The sequence below is a fragment of the Halobacillus sp. B29 genome (assembly GCF_052246755.1).
Lineage (GTDB): Bacteria > Bacillota > Bacilli > Bacillales > Halobacillaceae > Halobacillus > Halobacillus halophilus.
The window spans coordinates 114,628-131,036 of the sequence record NZ_JBQQCM010000013.1 but is presented as its reverse complement, the minus strand read 5'-3'; the positions used below and the strand labels follow the sequence as shown (position 1 = coordinate 131,036).

Genomic DNA, 16,409 nt, shown 5'->3' with positions numbered 1-16,409 from the left:
TGCCTGTCCACTTCCCAGAGGTACAAGAATGTTATGAATCTATCTGCAATAAAACCTCTATATTTTTAGCTTTAATTTACTGAATTTTGAAACAAACAAGACAATACATAGCTTTCACTAATCGTCTTAATTTATGGGTTATACAATAAGTGATTTGAAGGTAACGATCAGAAAAAATTACGTTTTTAAGAAAGCCCAAACCAAGGAGGACCTTTCAATGAAAGAACAAAAGTTAAAGAAAGTCCTGTCAAACTTTGATTTATTATTCCTGGCCCTCGGAGCAATGCTTGGATGGGGATGGGTGGTGCTCTCCGGTACATGGATTACGGAAGCAGGCTCAATGGGAGCGGTTATCGCTTTTGTAATTGGTGGATTTCTTGTCATCTGTGTGGGGTTAAACTATGCAGAACTCGCTTCAGCGATGCCCAAAGTTGGAGGGGAACATGAATATGTTCATAAAGCTTTAGGAGCCAAGTACTCTTTTGTAGCCTCCTGGGCAATTACTCTAGGATATGTATCCGTAGCTACTTTTGAAGCGGTCGCTCTCCCGACTGTCATTGACTACTTACTGCCGGATTATCAGGCTGGTTATCTGTGGACCATTGTCGGCTGGGATGTTCATTTAAATTGGGTGTTGATTGGTTCTGTTGGCGCCTTAATTATTACGTTCATTAATTACATCGGTTTAAAGCAGGCAGCCGTCCTGCAAACGGTATTTACTTTAATGATTATTGCCGTAGGACTCATATTAATTTTTGGTTCTGCCTTCCTTGGAGACCCAGGGAATCTGTCTCCATTCTTTGTTGGAGGTGCAAGCGGCATCATGACCGTGTTAGTGATGGTCCCCTTCTTATTTGTCGGATTCGATGTCATTCCACAGGTGGCGGAAGAAGCCAATCTGCCTCGCAGGAAAATCGGTACATTATTAATTGTATCTGTAACCAGTGCTGTTGTATTCTATCTCGCGATTGCTTTAGGCGTGGGGTTAGGATTAAACCCTGCTCAGCTGGCAAATGCCCAGCTCGCTTCTGCAGATGCGATGGGTGCCCTGTTTAATTCAAATACTTTTGCCCAAATTCTTATCCTTGGTGGTGTGGCTGGGATTATTACAAGTTGGAACTCTTTCATTATTGGAGGTAGCCGGGTTCTCTATGCGATGGCGAAATCTGGAATGCTGCCTGCATGGTTCGGTCGCCTGCATCCTAAATACCAGACACCTTCGAATTCGATATTATTTATCGGTATCCTATCTATGCTAGCACCACTATTAGGTCGGTCCGCACTTGTATGGATTGTAGATGCTGGCGGCTTAGGAATTGTTGTGGCCTATTTCTTTGTAGCTCTTTCTTTTATTGTACTAAGGAAAAAGAAACCCGAGATGGAGCGGCCTTTCCGCGCAGCCAAATCACCAATCTTTGGCTACTTAGCTCTAGTATTAAGTTTAGGGTTCATTGTTTTGTATTTCCCTGGTATGCCGGCAAGCCTGATCTGGCCTTATGAATGGATCATGGTAGCAGGATGGACTTTGCTTGGGGCTTATTTCTTCATTCAGATGTTGCGTGGAACGTATCAAAAGAAAATAAGTTCTTCTGAGGAAAAGGCTTTATAGAAATAGAAAGGTTGCTTTTCTGCTGTCTCTATCCTAAATTGGAACTATTAACTGATTTCAGAAGAATAAAATAAGGTCTAAAAACTCCCTCATTCGCTTTATATAATAATGAGGGAGTTATTGTTATGTAGAGGAAAAGCTACAATTATCTACGATTACCATGTTTAAAGAATAGTAATCTCTTAATATATGGAATTTTTTGATCTATAAATATACAGGAGCTTAGCACTTTAATACAATAGCTTGTTGGGAGTCATCCCCTTAAATGTTTCCTATCCAAGGATACGACATTTATTTAAATTTATATTAGTAAAATAAACAATATCAATTGATAAAGATAATTGAAAATGAGACAATTTTCCATGGGAAGATTTAATCTAATCAAAAGTGTGCTTTTTAGAGTAAATTGAACATTTATCTAAGAAGTTGATAATCAGAAATTAATGTAAAAATTTCCATGGGATGAGGTTATAAATATGAGGGGAAATATTGTAGAAACATTAACTAATGATTTTAACGAGGAAAAAGATATTATTAGCACTTTAATAGAAAATAAGAAGGAAATAACTCCTTACTCAAAGGAAAAAGTAAAAGGTAGAGAGATAATTAACAAAGATTTGATACCAAATAATGAAAAAATTGTTTTAGACTATTATAAGTTACTTCTAAATACATATTACAAAGTAACGTACCCTAATCGTTCATATATAATGACTGAGTTAATGAATATCATACCGTATTTACATCTTTACAATAGATATACTGTATATAAATTTGATTTTAAGAATTTCTTCTACAATATAAATCCAAAAAAATGTTTCAATCTCATTCAACGCTCTCTTAATCTTAAGCCTTATGAATATTATTTTCTGAGGAAATATCTTCACAATATTGATAAACTCACACCCGGTATTGGATTGCACAATGCTTTCGTAGAGATAGTAGGTAAGCAATTTGATCTCGGTATTAGGAATAAATTTAGCGAAAATATGCTTCATTTTGCTAGGTTCGTAGATGATTGTATATTAATATTAGATGAAAAGATAAGTCGTACATATTTAGAAACTGAAATAGGAAAAATTATTAAAGATATTTTCGGGGAAAAATTAGGTATTAATAATAAAAAAACTGAATTTAGGGATTCTGAGAGTGTAAAATATAGTTTTGATTATCTAGGGTATGAATTTGAAAAGGGTCAGGCGGCTAACCAACCTTTTAAAGTTGGAATAGCCAAAAAGAAATTGGATAAATATAACGATAAGATAGAAAAAATTATATTATCCTATGATCAGCATCATGATGTAAGACTACTAAGCTTTCAATTAGAATTAATATTTAAAAGAATTGTTTACTATGGGAGTAAAAAGAACCAATCAAAGAATCGTTGGCAAGTGAGGGGAATCAGCGATAGTTACAAGGAATTAAAAAAGTTCATTAATCACAATGAAGACTTCGAAAAGATAACAAATGATACTAAAAACTTTTTTTGTAAGTCAATATTTATTTGTTTTAAAAGGAATGGCGTTAGAATACCTGCGAAAATTGTAAATCAAATTAACAACAAAAAGTTTATTTCATTATTTTTAAACAATAAGGCCATCTTATTACATAAGAAAGTAGGACTAAGTCATAGCGAATTGAAAAAAAGAGTGATGGTTTTTACTAACGAGAATTTAGAGAATTATAGCTATAATGAATTAGCTAACAAACTTCTAAGAAATGTAGTGTAAATAGGAATGGCGAGATGATTAATCATCTCGCCATTCCCTTTAAGAACTAGCGAGCGCTAGCTCTTGATATTGTGTATCTGCATATTACCATTTATTAAATAGGAGTGTCAAAATGAATAACGAACATTCTCAAAGATTTAATAGGCAAAATTTAGATTACTTATTAACAGATTTACTACCATACGAAAAAGGGAATCATTTTACTCATCGTTTTCTATATGAGTACCTACATAAAAACAAAAAGAAATTGAATAAAATAATAAGAGGTGTGGGGGTTGAGGCGAAATATTTCAATCATTCTTGGCATTCAGCACCACTAAAATTTAAAGTTCGAAAAAAAAGTGGAGGGTTTAGAGAAATTTCTTTAATTAATCCATTAGGTTTGTTGCAATCTCTCGTTTTTATAGACTTATTTGAAAATGACATAATTAATATTACGCATAACAAAGTAGACTTTTCAGCAAGAAAAGCGAGAAGGACAAATAGCTTAACTTATAAAAAAAATAATAAACAAACGGTGTATTATACGGATAAGACAAAAAAACAATTGCTGATAACACTTGAGTCATCAGGGACGTACTTTAAACATTATCCTTTCAAAACAATTACTCAACTTTTAAACGACATCTCATTTACTTATCATAGGGATAAATTTAAAGTGTTGAATGTAGTCGACATTCAAGATTGTTTTCCAAGCATTTATACACATTCATTTAAGTGGCTAATCTCAAACAAGATATATGATTCAAAAAAATTGAGTAATTCGAATTCAGTATATACAAATATAGATCAGTTTTTACAAAATATAAATGGATCTAAAACAAATGGAATAATTGTAGGTCCCGAAATTAGTAGGTTGTTAGCGGAGTTTTTATTTGTACATTTAGATCAAAAGCTGGGGCGAAATTTACGAAGAGAAGGATTAATAGAAGATTATAATTACAAAATTTTTAGATTTGTAGATGATTACTATATATTTGCAAATGATAAAGAAACACAGCAATTAATAAAAGATGAATTGTCCAACTTAATAAATGAATTTCAGTTAAAAATAAATGAATTAAAAGAAAGTCATTTTGAAAGAGATGATACTCTTAACTTATGGATGTATCAATTATCTCCTGTGATGGATGATTTAATGACTATATTCAGTCCTGAACCTGATCCCAAAGAAGAGTTAATAGAAATAATTTATAATGAGATAATTAATATTGAAGCTATTCCAGATTCCTACCTGGAAGTTGCTTCAAACATTGAAAAAAAATCTAACCCAAAAAAATATCTTCGTAAAATAAAGTATAAAGATATTAGAAATAAATTGAATATTGCTATAAAGGCGAGTGGAGAAAGTTCATTAATATCTTCTTATATCTTAAGTACTATTTTAAAAAACATTGAAAATAATAATGATATAGAAATAAATATGGAAGCAAATGAATTAGTCAGTTTTATACTACTAACATACACTAAATCAGCTAGTTACGCCTCTACTCAGAAGGTGATTAGAATCTTTGTAATGATGTTTGAATTATATGAAGATCGTAAGTTTATCGACGAGATTATTGAAAGGAATATAGAAAGGTTTAGGAATGATATCTTTAGAAATCATCCTGCAGATTGGATTGATTTCCTAATGTTTATTTCTAATTATAATATTAATATTTCAACCTCTCTTATAGAAGAAATTACTGAGTTATTAATTGATAATGAAACACCGACCCATATAGCTGCTTTGTGTCTAATGGGAGAGTCTAAATTTATTAGTTCTAGAAGAATAGTTAGGAAAGTAAATACCTTAATCAAAAGTAAATTAGAGAGTATTAACTGGTCTGATTTTTTCCAAGATAATTTATCCTGGTGGGTATTAATATTTTTTAGTTATCCCAAACTAAGCAGTAAACATAAGCAAGAAATGAACGTTAGATTACGTGATATCCAAGCAGAATTAGACAATCAAGATAATCGGTCTATTAATAACACTAAATCTCTTATAATTGATTTTTTATTAAACGAAAAACAACACTTCATTGAATGGGATTTCTCAAAAGATAGTTACTATAAGAAATATTATTATTATACTAAAGATAGAACGGTTTTTAACCCTGACATTAACAATCAAATTAATACTTCTAGATAGACAATAATTATAGAATTTTAATCACTAATCTCTACCGAGAATTGGGAGATGCTACTCCTATATCTTCGGTGGATCAATAAGCCTTTATACGCTTAATTGTTTTATTTGCTAGCACTAGAAAGGAATTACCTTATCAGTTGATTGTCAATAATCGCAAAGAAGGAAATGTTTTCATGTTTAGAGAAGACCTAAATAAACTGATTGCCATTACCTGTTTCTAGATTGCTATAAACATTCAGGTTTTTTTCCTAGAAATTTCTGTAGAGATTGAAAGAGAGAGCGCAGAAGCGACGAATTTATCAGATAATCCCTTTAGTCTATTAAAAAACAAAAAAGATTAAAACTTTAGCGAAGTCGTCCGATATAAGTAATGTAAAAACATTACATAAGTCGGCCGACTTTTTGTGTGTTATCCAATGTATCTCACAAGGAAGTGAGATAAACTATTTCAAGGAGGAATTTTTAAATGAGAATTAATCACAATATCGCGGCGCTAAATACGCACCGCCAACTAGGTCAAGCGAATAATGCACAACAAAATTCTATGGAAAAGTTGTCTTCTGGTCTTCGTATCAACAATGCTTCTGATGATGCAGCTGGTCTTGCAATTTCCGAAAAAATGCGCAGTCAAATTCGTGGATTAGATCAAGCTTCTCGGAATGCTCAAGATGGTGTTTCTCTTGTGCAAACAGCAGAAGGTGCATTAAATGAAACTCATTCAATCCTACAACGAATGCGGGAGCTTTCTGTACAATCGGCAAACGACACAAACACTGATGCTGATCGTCAAGAACTACAAAAAGAAATGAGTGAGCTACAAAAAGAGGTTACACGTATATCAGGAGAAACTGAATTTAATACTAAAACACTTATGAATGGTGATTTAGAGAGCAATGCTACTGGTATTTCTAATACTAATCAAGTAGGTTCTGTAGAAGTAGTTGACTTTGGAGACAATCTTTCAGATGGCGCTACTATAACCATGAATCAGCTAGTCACTCATGATGCTGAGTCAACTACAGATGCAGATGATGGAGCATTCCAAAAAGTAGATATTGAATTAGGTAATGGAAGTAATACCCAAACTGTTTCTTTTTCAAAGGCTGAAATAGATGCTGGTACAACTAGTAAAGAAGTTACTATAGATGGGGCTACTTTAAAAATAAACTTAGACGATCCATCTACGTTATCCTCTTCTCAAGGAAATGGTGCAGGTACTCAGACTAGTGACGATAGTTTAACGATGAATGATAATTCACTTAAATTCCAGATTGGGGCTAATCAAGATCAGAGTATAAGTTTAGGAATAAATGATATGAGTTCAGAAGGTTTAGGTATTGATACAATCGATATTTCTTCCCAAAGTGGAGCAAACTCTGCGGTTACTACACTAGATGGTGCAATTGAGACTGTATCAGCTGAGCGTTCTAAACTTGGAGCATATCAGAATCGTCTTGAGCATACTATTAACAATCTTGGTACATCGTCCGAAAATCTGACTGCCTCAGAGTCACGCATACGAGACGTAGACATGGCTAAAGAGATGATGAATCAAACCAAATCTTCTATATTGGCACAGGCTTCCCAAGCAATGCTTGCGAAAGCAAACCAGATGCCACAAGGAGTACTTCAACTTCTACGTTAAAATTACTAATGAAACTCGCTCTCAGAATGAGCGGGTTTTTAGTTTTTTAGTAGACTAAATAGAAGATTCTGCTCAATTTTTTCCCCCCACCTTGTTATTAGTGATGCATTCTATCAAATTCCCTCATGGACAACAATAGGACAGAAAAAGAGAAGCTTACCAACACGCTAGTTGGCTAAGCCTCTCTTTTTTTATTACATAAAAAACACCACAAACAACTGCAGGTATATCTGCACCATCACATAAAACGCAATCGCATACTTAAAGTTAAACAACAAACCATTCTTAATAATACTGAGCTTGTTCACCGAACTCAAAATAATAGAGGGCAGAATCAGCGGCGACAACATAATCGAAATCACACTCCCGGATGTAATCCCCAGCACGACAATCTCCGGGGGATAAGGCAGTTCCACACCTTGTAGAATCCCGGAAACAAGTACGATTACTGTAAGCGGGCCGAGTCCAATAAATCCGAGGATGATCACAACAAACGGAAGGACCCACAGGAAGTTTAAGAACGGGACGGCGTCTGTAATATAAAACAATCCGTCAATAATATACTCGCCGTAGCCTGACTGATTGACGGCATTGATGAGAAAGCCGGCGGCAAGTAAGATGGAAAACTGCTGGGCTTTGTTGGGAATGCTTTTTCCGACATACGTTTTTCCATTCTCTGCAATCGCGCTGCTTCTTCGGCGGACGATGAAGTAGAGAAGGACCCACGCTACGATAACGATCGGGATAATCAGTAAGAGATCCACGGGCCAAAAGGCGTTTACTAGAAAGATAGATCCGAATAAAGTGACGAACAAGATGCCGAATTCGAGCGCATCGCGATTCCCGTTTGGATCTTCTTTCTTTTCTTCTTCAATTCGACCCAGTTCCTCCTGAATACCAGCCGTAAGATCGACGCCATAATGACGTTCCTGGAAGTGGGAGAATAGAACGGACAACAGGGTGCCGGCGAAGGCGATGACAAATCCCTGCAGGATAGATAAACCGAGCGATGCTCCGAGCGCCTGTACGGCGAAGATAAAGCTAGGAATGCTGACGACCCACATGGTGGTCAGGGAAAACGCACGCAGCAGGGCGGTTCCTTTATAGTTCTCCCATACTTCTCCTTTTTGATTTTCCAAAAAATCGTCGATCATCCCGTAGACCATTGGGATCGAACCGAATAATAGGAAGTAAGAGATGATCTGCGTGATAACCATCATGCCGAAATAGAACTTGCGACTCGTATTGAGCAGGTTCTGCGCGAAGTTAATAACCGCTTCGATGTATGGCTTTTCCTCTAAGACCCAGCTGATCGTCGGAACGATCAGTAAGAGAGCGATCAGCCCACTCATTACGGTGAAGCCGGAGACGGTCGCTTCGATTAAGGAGGTCCCTGCGGTCAGGTGAATGATCAAGGCGATGACAAGCAGTAACAGCGATATGGCTGCCTGTTTCATCGGCAGGAAAAAGTAGCCGAGCAGGAAGGCAGTGAGACCGAATATGGAAAGTACCGGAGAAAGTGTTTCTCCGCCGGTGAAATAGACAACGAAATGCATAAGGACATATAAAGTTATAAATAAGGTATAACCTTTTTTGGCTAGTTGTACCATGGTGAATGCTCCAATCGTGGTTCAATATGTACGTAACACATCTTATCACAGGAGGCTTCGATTAGCTGAGATTGTGCTCCACGGAATTACCGACGCAGCTGCTTTCTTTTACAAAAAAGCAGTCCGGTTCGTCTAAGAATAGACTTCCGGACTGCTTTTCACATGCTCACCCGCGAACGTAGGGGATAGACAGACCTGATTTCTGCCGGATTGTTTTGCTTCATAAAGTGCCTGATCGGCTTCTTCAATGAGTAATTGCGGCGTGTTGGTTGTTTCGTCATAACAGGCAATACCAACGGACACGGTAATAGAAATAGACTCACCTGTAGCCAATCGAAAGGCATGATTTTGAACCTTTTTCCGGATCCGTTCACTGATTTCTTCTGCACGCTGGGCAGGGCAGTCGAGGAGAATCACGGTGAATTCTTCGCCGCCATTCCGGCTGATGTAATCGAAGGAGCGGGCGGTGCTGGTTAGAATATGGCTTAATTCAACCAGGACTTGATCCCCTTCGACGTGACCGTAAGTATCGTTCACTGTCTTAAAGTGGTCGATATCAATATACAGTAAAGAAATCTTTTCGTCTCTGTTCTGTGCCTCGGTGCAGACTTCATTAAAGATTTGATCAAATTTGCGTACGTTGTTAAGCCCCGTTAGCCCGTCAGTAACGGATTCGAATTTATATTTGTTTAAGATTTTCTGATTTCTGCGTACATATTCAACCACATAGAAAGATAGAAAGCCGGCGAGATACGATATGCTCCAATAGGAAAGAACCAGCGAAATCAATGTATCCATTTGAAGTGAAAGAAAGGTTAACAAGATGGTGAAGATGAGATTGGACATGGTCAGGGCCAGGAAAACCTTCTTCATTTTCGATAATTTGAATTTTGTAATGACAAGCGTTAGGCACGTCGTCCCGCCAATAAAAATGATGGCCAGTACCGCCTGGGTCGTGAACCCGAATAAAAATCGGCCCATCACGATCAGCATCATAGTGATGAGAGAAGGAATGCTGCCGCCGTAATAGGACATTAAGACCACTGGAATGTGCCGTAAATCGATGATGACACTGTCCATAGGTATGCTGTACAGCATCAGAACGTTACTCAATATACCTGCGAGGACGCCGGCCGTGATTTTCTGCCGTCTGGAGGAAGTTCGTCTCAGTGGGGAAGAATTGGTTAACTGGGTATATACAAATAAGATGGCCACTAGGATAGCTAAATTGGAAATCAGTTCTTTCAGGATCATTTAAGGTTCTCCCCTGTGAATAATGGTTTATTTCTGTATGTGAGTTATAGCCTATGTTAAATGTTTGTATAGGTATTATATACCCAATTTACAAGGAGTTTAAATGGGAAGATAGACTTTTTTTCATTTTATCTGCACGGAAAGACGCTTTTATAAAATGTGGCTCCTATATGATCAATTTAAGCCCCCAAAATAAAGAAAGCATCGATGCGTCATTTAGCGCATCGATGCTTCTTTGTTTCGTCATTCTGTTGTTATAAGGAGTAACTTCGTTTATTTTACAGGCTCCAGCAAACCAAGGGTGCGTGAGGTAGAATCATGAACCCGCTTCAGCAGCTCAGGGTTATCTTCCAGGGACTCGCCGTAGGAAGGGATGATTTCTTTCAGCTTCGGATCCCAGGACTCACGATACTCTGGGAAGCACTTGTGTAAGACCTCGAGCATAATCGAAACGGAAACCGATGCCCCTGGTGATTCGCCAAGAAGAGCAGCCATGGTACGGTCTTCTGCGTGAATCAATTTGGTACCGAACTGGAGAGCACCGCGGCCGCCTTCTTCTGTATCCTCAATCAATTGAACGCGCTGTCCGGCTACGAGCAGGTCCCAGTCTTCATTGGATGCATTCGGAACAAAATTCCGCAGCTCTTCCATTCGATCCTTTTTAGACATCTTCAGCTGCATTGCCAAATATTTGATCAGGGAGGTGTTTTTTGCGCCGGCTGCGAGCATCGTGATCACATTCGTCGGCTTCACCGAACCGAACAGATCCATCATCGATCCGGTTTTCAAGAATTTAGGGGTAAACCCGGCGAACGGTCCGTACAACAGCGTGTCTTTTCCTTCAATATGGCGTCGGTCCAGGTGCGGAACCGTCATCGGCGGAGTGCCGGCCGGTTCTTTTCCATATACTTTGGAATGGTGCTGCTTCACGACTTCCGGGTTGTCACAGACGAGGAATTCACCGCTGATCGGAAATCCACCGATGCGTTTACTTTCCGGAATGCCTGTTTTTTGCAGCAATGGCAGGGCGCCGCCACCTGCACCGATAAAGGCGAAGGAAGAGGTATGCTCTTCGATGGTTTCTTCTTTAAGGTTTCGTACCTTAACTTCCCATGCTCCGTCTTCTCTTTGTTGAATATCATCGACGGAATGATTGTAACGGATCTCTATATTGTCCTGCTGGTCTAAATGTTTCAGCATTTGGCGGGTCAGCTCTCCAAAATTAACATCTGTGCCATGGTCGAATTTCGTTGCCGCGATCGGCTCTTCAGTGGAACGGCCTTCCATCATTAAAGGAATCCACTTTTTAATTTGTTCGGGGTCTATGGAAAACTCCATCCCCTGAAACTGAGGGTGATCTTTCAGGGCTTCAACCCGCTTCGTCAAAAATTCGACATGATCTTTTCCGTACACAAAGCTTATGTGAGGCAAGGGACGGATAAATTCTTCAGGACTCTGAAGGTTGCCTTGCTCGACCAGGTGGGCCCAGAGTTGTCTGGAAACCTGGAATTGTTCATTAATTTTCACGGCCTTGCTAATGTCCAGGGAGCCGTCCGGCTGTTCAGGGGTATAGTTTAGTTCACAGAGAGCGGCGTGTCCGGTTCCAGCGTTATTCCATTCATTGGAACTTTCCTGTCCGGCGGAGTCGAGCTTCTCGAACAGGGTGATGCGCCATTCCGGCTCTAATTTGTGCAGAAGCGTGGCCAGTGTCGCGCTCACGACACCTGCACCGATCAGGATCACGTCACTCGTTGTGTGGTTATGATTCATGTTATTCCTCCTCTTATGGTTAAACAGCCTGTAGCTGTATCGGGCGTTATCGTCCATTCGTTATGTTGATCCCGATGATCATCCGCTTGTATCTTACCGTTATTGTTGGGCGGGCGCGATGCCTTTTCCTTTTTTATACATATCCGGCGCAGCATCATGGTTGCCTCTATGTACCTTGCTAAAAGCAGCGTATACCTTGATCCATTCGCTCCTATAGAAAGGCAGCATGGATTCTTGTGTCACCAACATAGGTAAGGTCATCAGATGACTTTATAATCCTTATTTTAGCACGGGTAGAAATCGCTTTCAATAAAAAGCTGTATAGCTCATTCTTTTAGGGTTTCATGGGGAGGACCGAAAATAGGGAAAGAGATCGATATTTTGTGAAAATTGTGGAATCGGTGATAACTTCCTATTGAAAACATCATTGTAAGCGGTTACCATGAGTAATATGGTCATCAGATGACCGTATCAACTATTGACAATCAAAGTTCGTTTAAGGAATAAGAAAATCAATGTAAGGAAAGAGGAGGAGATCAAATGTTGATGGTGGTGGCACTAAGTGCTGTGATTGTTCCCTTTCTGTTGCTGGTTTTATTGCGTATGCCAGCGATCAAAGGGATGTCCATCAGTGCTGTAGTGGTAATTATTTTAGCGATGACTGTATGGGGAATGGAAGGCCAGGTGATTGCTTCTTCCATCCTGCAGGGCGTACATAAAACGCTGACGATCTTATTAATATTATTTGGAGCGCTTGTGTTATTGAACACCCTTCGTAATACCGGAGCGGTAACCCGTATTAATCAGGGATTTCAGAGTATTTCCCAGGACATGAGGGTTCAGCTTATTTTTGTCGCTTTTTTATTCGGGTCATTAATTGAGGGAGCGGCAGGATTCGGTGCACCGGCCATGGTGACGGCTCCGTTAATGCTTGCCCTTGGCTTCAGGCCGCTGGCAGCGGTGGCGACAGCCCTAATTGCGGATAGTACGGCCGTGGCCTTTGGGGCGGTGGGAACGCCGGTACTGGTCGGACTCAGCACTTTGCCCGATGCGGGTACTGCTTTTTTCAAGGAGGTTGGCGTAACCGTCACCCTGATTGATTTATTCGCGGGCACATTTATTCCATTTATTTTAGTCGTTGTGCTGACCTTGTTTTTCGGAAAAGGGAAGGGAATAAAAGATGCCCTCGTGATGATCCCGTGGACGCTGCTCATTGGGATCACGTATAATGTTTCAGCTCTTGTGTATGCCACTTTGTTTGGACCGGAATTTGTAGCGATTCTGGGGTCCTTGACCGGGCTCGTGGTCGCAGCTATAACAGCCAGAAAGGGATGGCTTCTTCCATCCACTGTATGGACAGATGCTAAACAGGAGGATTTCAAGGATAATGAAGAAAAATCCGAGATGGGATTGATCCGGGCATGGTTTCCTTACATTATTGTCGTGGCTCTGCTGTTACTTACACGTATTGTTCCGTGGTTTAAGGAATTTACACAGACGGCTATCGATTTATCGTGGTCGAACATTTTAGGCGTGGACGGAATTGCGTCGAGCTGGGCCGTATTATACTCGCCTGGAACGGTGCTGGTCGTCGCAGCCCTATTAGCCCTGCTTGTGCAGCGAAAATCGTTTAACCATTTCGGGCGGGCGGCCAAGCAATCGCTGTCCACGATGAAAATAACCGCGGTTACATTATCGGCAACGCTTGCTATGGTGCATGTGTTCAGTAATTCCGGGATGAATATGAATGATTTAATGAGCATGCCAAGTTATATTGCTGAGGGAATGGCGGCTGCTTTTGGGCCAATGTGGATTTTCGCCGCACCGTTTCTCGGGGAACTGGGCTCCTTTATAACGGGAAGTGCCACGGTTTCAACCCTTACTTTCTCACCGATTCAGTACAATATAGCGGAGGCTACAGATGCGAACCTTAAAGTGGTGCTCGCCGCACAGCTCGTAGGTGCTGGAGCGGGGAACATGATCTGTGTCCATAATGTGGTCGCGGCAAGCGCTGTCGCAGGTATGGAAGGGGAAGAAGGAAACGTCATCCGAAAAACCCTGGGACCTGCTTTACTTTATGGGGTGCTTGTCGGCATCGGCGGATTTATTTTAATGGGGATTTTGTAAAAAGAAAGAGCAATAGCTAGAATACTGGGAACATGGAGTTGGGCTGAAAAACAAAATAATAAAACGAATAAGCCATGATTAGACTAGACTCTACTGGATTCTATTGATAGTTAATTGGAAGTTTCATAGACCCTAATATTACATTGCAATAAATAATACCCGGCCTTTTGTATTTAAATACAAAAGGCCGGGTATTATTGAGTTTTAGGAAGATTTCACCCAGTAAGCTGCTTCATTTTCTGAAGGAGAAGGTGGGAATTGGTCGCCTTCACTCAGGCTGATTTCCTTATTATTATCGCTTTTATTTCCGTTTACGAGTTTATCTACTTTATAGTTACCGGATTCTGGAGCTTTTTCGCCAGTTTTAAATTGTTTGTTTGACGTATTATTGTTTGACGTATTATTTGTGGAAGTAGTAGTAGAACCATTTCCTGAGTTACGGCCGCCTTTCTGACCGATTTCCTCAAAATGTTCCTTGCTGTATTCCTGGCTGGTCGTTTCGCCGCCTTTTTGGCCAATGTTTTCATAGAATTCCTGATCATGGTTTTGAGACGTTTTTTCGCCGCCTTTTTTACCAATGTTCTCGAAGTGTTCTTGATCGTATTTACGGCTTGTTTTCTCTCCGCCTTTACGACCTGCTTCTTCCGTAGTCATCGATTGATTTTGGTTTTGGTTATTGTTCTTAGCCATTTTCATCAACCTCCTAGAATAGTATATAAAATATTTACCACTATTTGGATGAGTGTTAAACCAGTTTTCCACTTGTAATATTTTTTTAATATAACTTAAGTGTTATTCATTTTCTATTTTATAAGGTCCGTTAGGTAATGTTCCGGTGGACCGACTTGCTTGGAGACGCGCACTCTTCGTAGTAAAAGACTTCTCAACGAAGAGGAAATTATCATATGAATATACTCATAAAATAGTAATTTAACCCTATACCCTCTCTGGTAATAAGAAAATACAGGCTTTTTTTACATTTTTTGTGTGTAAACTTTGTTATATGGGTAAAGTTTCATAGAATCTGAAAAAGGAGGGAGTCACATGTTAATCAACTATCAAGCAGATAGTTTCTTCGACGAAATGATGGATCGGTCAGGAAACCCCAAGGACCACTACAAAGCTTTTAACGAGACAATCTCAGTGGCTTCTGCAGAAGAATTGCGAAAAAAACATGAAAAAGCCCGGTTACACTTTTTAAAGCAGGGCATTACTTTTAATCCAGATGAGGATGATACCGAACAGACCCCTCCATTTGATTTTGTTCCTATCATCATTCCAGAAAAGAAGTGGAAAGAGATCGAGGAAGGAATAAAACAGAGAGTAGAGGCGTTAAGTCACTTTCTAGAAGATATTTATGGTGAAAGAAAGATTATTAAGGAAGAAGTTGTGCCGAAAGAGCTAATCGAAAACAGCGTCTACTATAATGAAGAGCAGGTTAAAGAGATGGACCTGCCGCTTATTCATCCTCTATTTCTAGCGGGAATTGATCTTATACGGGATGAAAACGGTGAATACCGAGTATTGGAAGATAATCTGCGCAATCCTTCCGGTATCTCGTATGTTTATCAAAATCGGCAGGTAATCAGAAAAGTGTATCCAGAACTGTTTGAGCACTATCGTGTGCTCCCTTTGGAAAATCAGTTTAAAGAGTTGGAAAAGGCTCTGTTCAGCTATGCACCGGATAATGCTTCATCTTCGCCTCAGGCGGTGTTATTAACGACAGGCATATATAACTCTGCTTATTATGAGCACTTATTTCTTGCAAAGCAGCTGGGGATTGAATTAGTTGAAGGAAGTGACCTTGTCGTCGAGAATGACATCGTCTATAAGGAAACAACCAGCGGGCTTGAGCGTGTCGATATTATTTATCGAAGAATTGATGATGAAGACCTGGACCCGAAAGCCTTTCGATCAGATTCTGAAGTGGGGGTACCCGGTCTTATGAGGGCTTACCACCAAGGGAATGTGACCATTTTAAATGGAGTGGGTATTGGGGCAGCAGATGATAAGGCGATTTATGCTTACGTGCCGGAGATGATTCGCTATTACCTGAATGAAGAGCCGATTCTTAAGAATGTAACCACTTATTTTTTAAGAGATTCAGAGCAAAGAGATTATGTGTTAAAGAATCTTGAGAAACTTGTGATTAAAAATGTAGGGTCTTCCGGCGGAGACGATATGATGATTGGCCCAAATGCCTCTGAAGAAGAATTAACGACGTTTCGGCAAAAAATTCTGGGAAATCCAAATGAATATATTGCCCAGCCTACCATTGAATTGTCACGGGCTCCGGCTTTTCAGGATGGAGAATTCCGCCCTCGTCATATAGATTTAAGAATCTTTGCGATGAAGGGGAAGGAAACCAATGTTCTTCCTGGAGGACTTTCCCGAGTGGCTTTGAAGGAAGATAACCTTGTGGTGAACTCTTCTCAGGGTGGCGGATTTAAGGATATTTGGATAATAACCCAAGAAGAAGGAAAGGACGATGGTTAGCAGAAGGGCAGGTTCTTATTCGTTGACTAGA

General features: G+C 39.6%; 10 protein-coding genes. 6 read left to right on the top strand and 4 right to left on the bottom strand.

All coding sequences use genetic code 11. From position 1 onward, the window contains the following. The first annotated feature begins 217 nt into the window (after window positions 1-217). The 4 genes from ACTWP7_RS16285 to ACTWP7_RS16270 all read left to right on the top strand — a co-directional run bounded on the left by ACTWP7_RS16285 (window position 218) and on the right by ACTWP7_RS16270 (window position 7,121). Complete coding sequence (locus ACTWP7_RS16285; RefSeq protein ID WP_443124104.1) at window positions 218-1,609, top strand: APC family permease; 1,392 nt, start codon at window positions 218-220, stop codon at window positions 1,607-1,609. Window positions 1,610-2,085: 476 nt separating this feature from the next. Further along, window positions 2,086-3,339 (top strand): hypothetical protein, encoded by a 1,254-nt coding sequence (locus tag ACTWP7_RS16280; RefSeq protein ID WP_443124103.1) that lies wholly within the window; start codon window positions 2,086-2,088, stop codon window positions 3,337-3,339. A 112-nt stretch (window positions 3,340-3,451) separates the two neighbouring features. Further along, window positions 3,452-5,476 carry an RNA-directed DNA polymerase gene (locus ACTWP7_RS16275; protein ID WP_443124102.1) on the top strand — a complete coding sequence of 675 codons (2,025 nt, stop codon included), beginning with the start codon at window positions 3,452-3,454 and terminating at the stop codon, window positions 5,474-5,476. A 466-nt stretch (window positions 5,477-5,942) separates the two neighbouring features. Then, on the top strand, window positions 5,943-7,121 hold the full coding sequence (locus tag ACTWP7_RS16270; RefSeq protein ID WP_443124101.1) for a flagellin N-terminal helical domain-containing protein: 1,179 nt from the start codon (window positions 5,943-5,945) through the stop codon (window positions 7,119-7,121). A gap of 194 nt (window positions 7,122-7,315) precedes the next feature. On the opposite strand, the gene ACTWP7_RS16265 is transcribed toward ACTWP7_RS16270, so the two are convergent. From ACTWP7_RS16265 to mqo, 3 genes are all read right to left on the bottom strand, one after another. Then, window positions 7,316-8,731, bottom strand: a complete 1,416-nt coding sequence (locus ACTWP7_RS16265) for a hypothetical protein (RefSeq protein ID WP_443124100.1) — start codon at window positions 8,729-8,731, stop codon at window positions 7,316-7,318. Between the two features lie 132 nt (window positions 8,732-8,863). Next, window positions 8,864-9,985 (bottom strand): GGDEF domain-containing protein, encoded by a 1,122-nt coding sequence (locus tag ACTWP7_RS16260; RefSeq protein ID WP_443124099.1) that lies wholly within the window; start codon window positions 9,983-9,985, stop codon window positions 8,864-8,866. A 273-nt stretch (window positions 9,986-10,258) separates the two neighbouring features. Continuing rightward, window positions 10,259-11,812, bottom strand: a complete 1,554-nt coding sequence (mqo, locus tag ACTWP7_RS16255; protein WP_443124098.1) for a malate dehydrogenase (quinone) — start codon at window positions 11,810-11,812, stop codon at window positions 10,259-10,261. 483 nt (window positions 11,813-12,295) lie between these two features. Between mqo and ACTWP7_RS16250 the strand changes: the two genes are divergently transcribed. After that, a complete protein-coding gene (locus tag ACTWP7_RS16250; protein WP_014642657.1) occupies window positions 12,296-13,882 on the top strand; it encodes an L-lactate permease in 1,587 nt (528 codons plus the stop codon). Between the two features lie 204 nt (window positions 13,883-14,086). Here ACTWP7_RS16250 and ACTWP7_RS16245 read toward each other — a convergent pair whose 3' ends face one another. Next, window positions 14,087-14,572: a YjzC family protein gene (locus ACTWP7_RS16245; protein ID WP_443124097.1), complete on the bottom strand. Its 486-nt coding sequence runs from the start codon at window positions 14,570-14,572 to the stop codon at window positions 14,087-14,089. 354 nt (window positions 14,573-14,926) lie between these two features. Here ACTWP7_RS16245 and ACTWP7_RS16240 point away from each other — a divergent pair, with 354 nt between their 5' ends. Then, the gene (locus ACTWP7_RS16240; protein ID WP_443124096.1) at window positions 14,927-16,378 is read left to right on the top strand and encodes a circularly permuted type 2 ATP-grasp protein; all 1,452 of its coding nucleotides are present in this window, start codon (window positions 14,927-14,929) and stop codon (window positions 16,376-16,378) included. Window positions 16,379-16,409 lie beyond the last annotated feature (31 nt).

Coding starts and splice junctions, on each gene's coding strand:
- ACTWP7_RS16270 (WP_443124101.1), top strand. CDS start 5,943: ATGAGAATTAATCACAATATCGCGGCGCTAAATACGCACCGCCAACTA.
- ACTWP7_RS16245 (WP_443124097.1), bottom strand. CDS start 14,572: ATGGCTAAGAACAATAACCAAAACCAAAATCAATCGATGACTACGGAA.
- ACTWP7_RS16250 (WP_014642657.1), top strand. CDS start 12,296: ATGTTGATGGTGGTGGCACTAAGTGCTGTGATTGTTCCCTTTCTGTTG.
- mqo (WP_443124098.1), bottom strand. CDS start 11,812: ATGGACGATAACGCCCGATACAGCTACAGGCTGTTTAACCATAAGAGG.
- ACTWP7_RS16275 (WP_443124102.1), top strand. CDS start 3,452: ATGAATAACGAACATTCTCAAAGATTTAATAGGCAAAATTTAGATTAC.
- ACTWP7_RS16240 (WP_443124096.1), top strand. CDS start 14,927: ATGTTAATCAACTATCAAGCAGATAGTTTCTTCGACGAAATGATGGAT.
- ACTWP7_RS16285 (WP_443124104.1), top strand. CDS start 218: ATGAAAGAACAAAAGTTAAAGAAAGTCCTGTCAAACTTTGATTTATTA.
- ACTWP7_RS16280 (WP_443124103.1), top strand. CDS start 2,086: ATGAGGGGAAATATTGTAGAAACATTAACTAATGATTTTAACGAGGAA.
- ACTWP7_RS16260 (WP_443124099.1), bottom strand. CDS start 9,985: ATGATCCTGAAAGAACTGATTTCCAATTTAGCTATCCTAGTGGCCATC.
- ACTWP7_RS16265 (WP_443124100.1), bottom strand. CDS start 8,731: ATGGTACAACTAGCCAAAAAAGGTTATACCTTATTTATAACTTTATAT.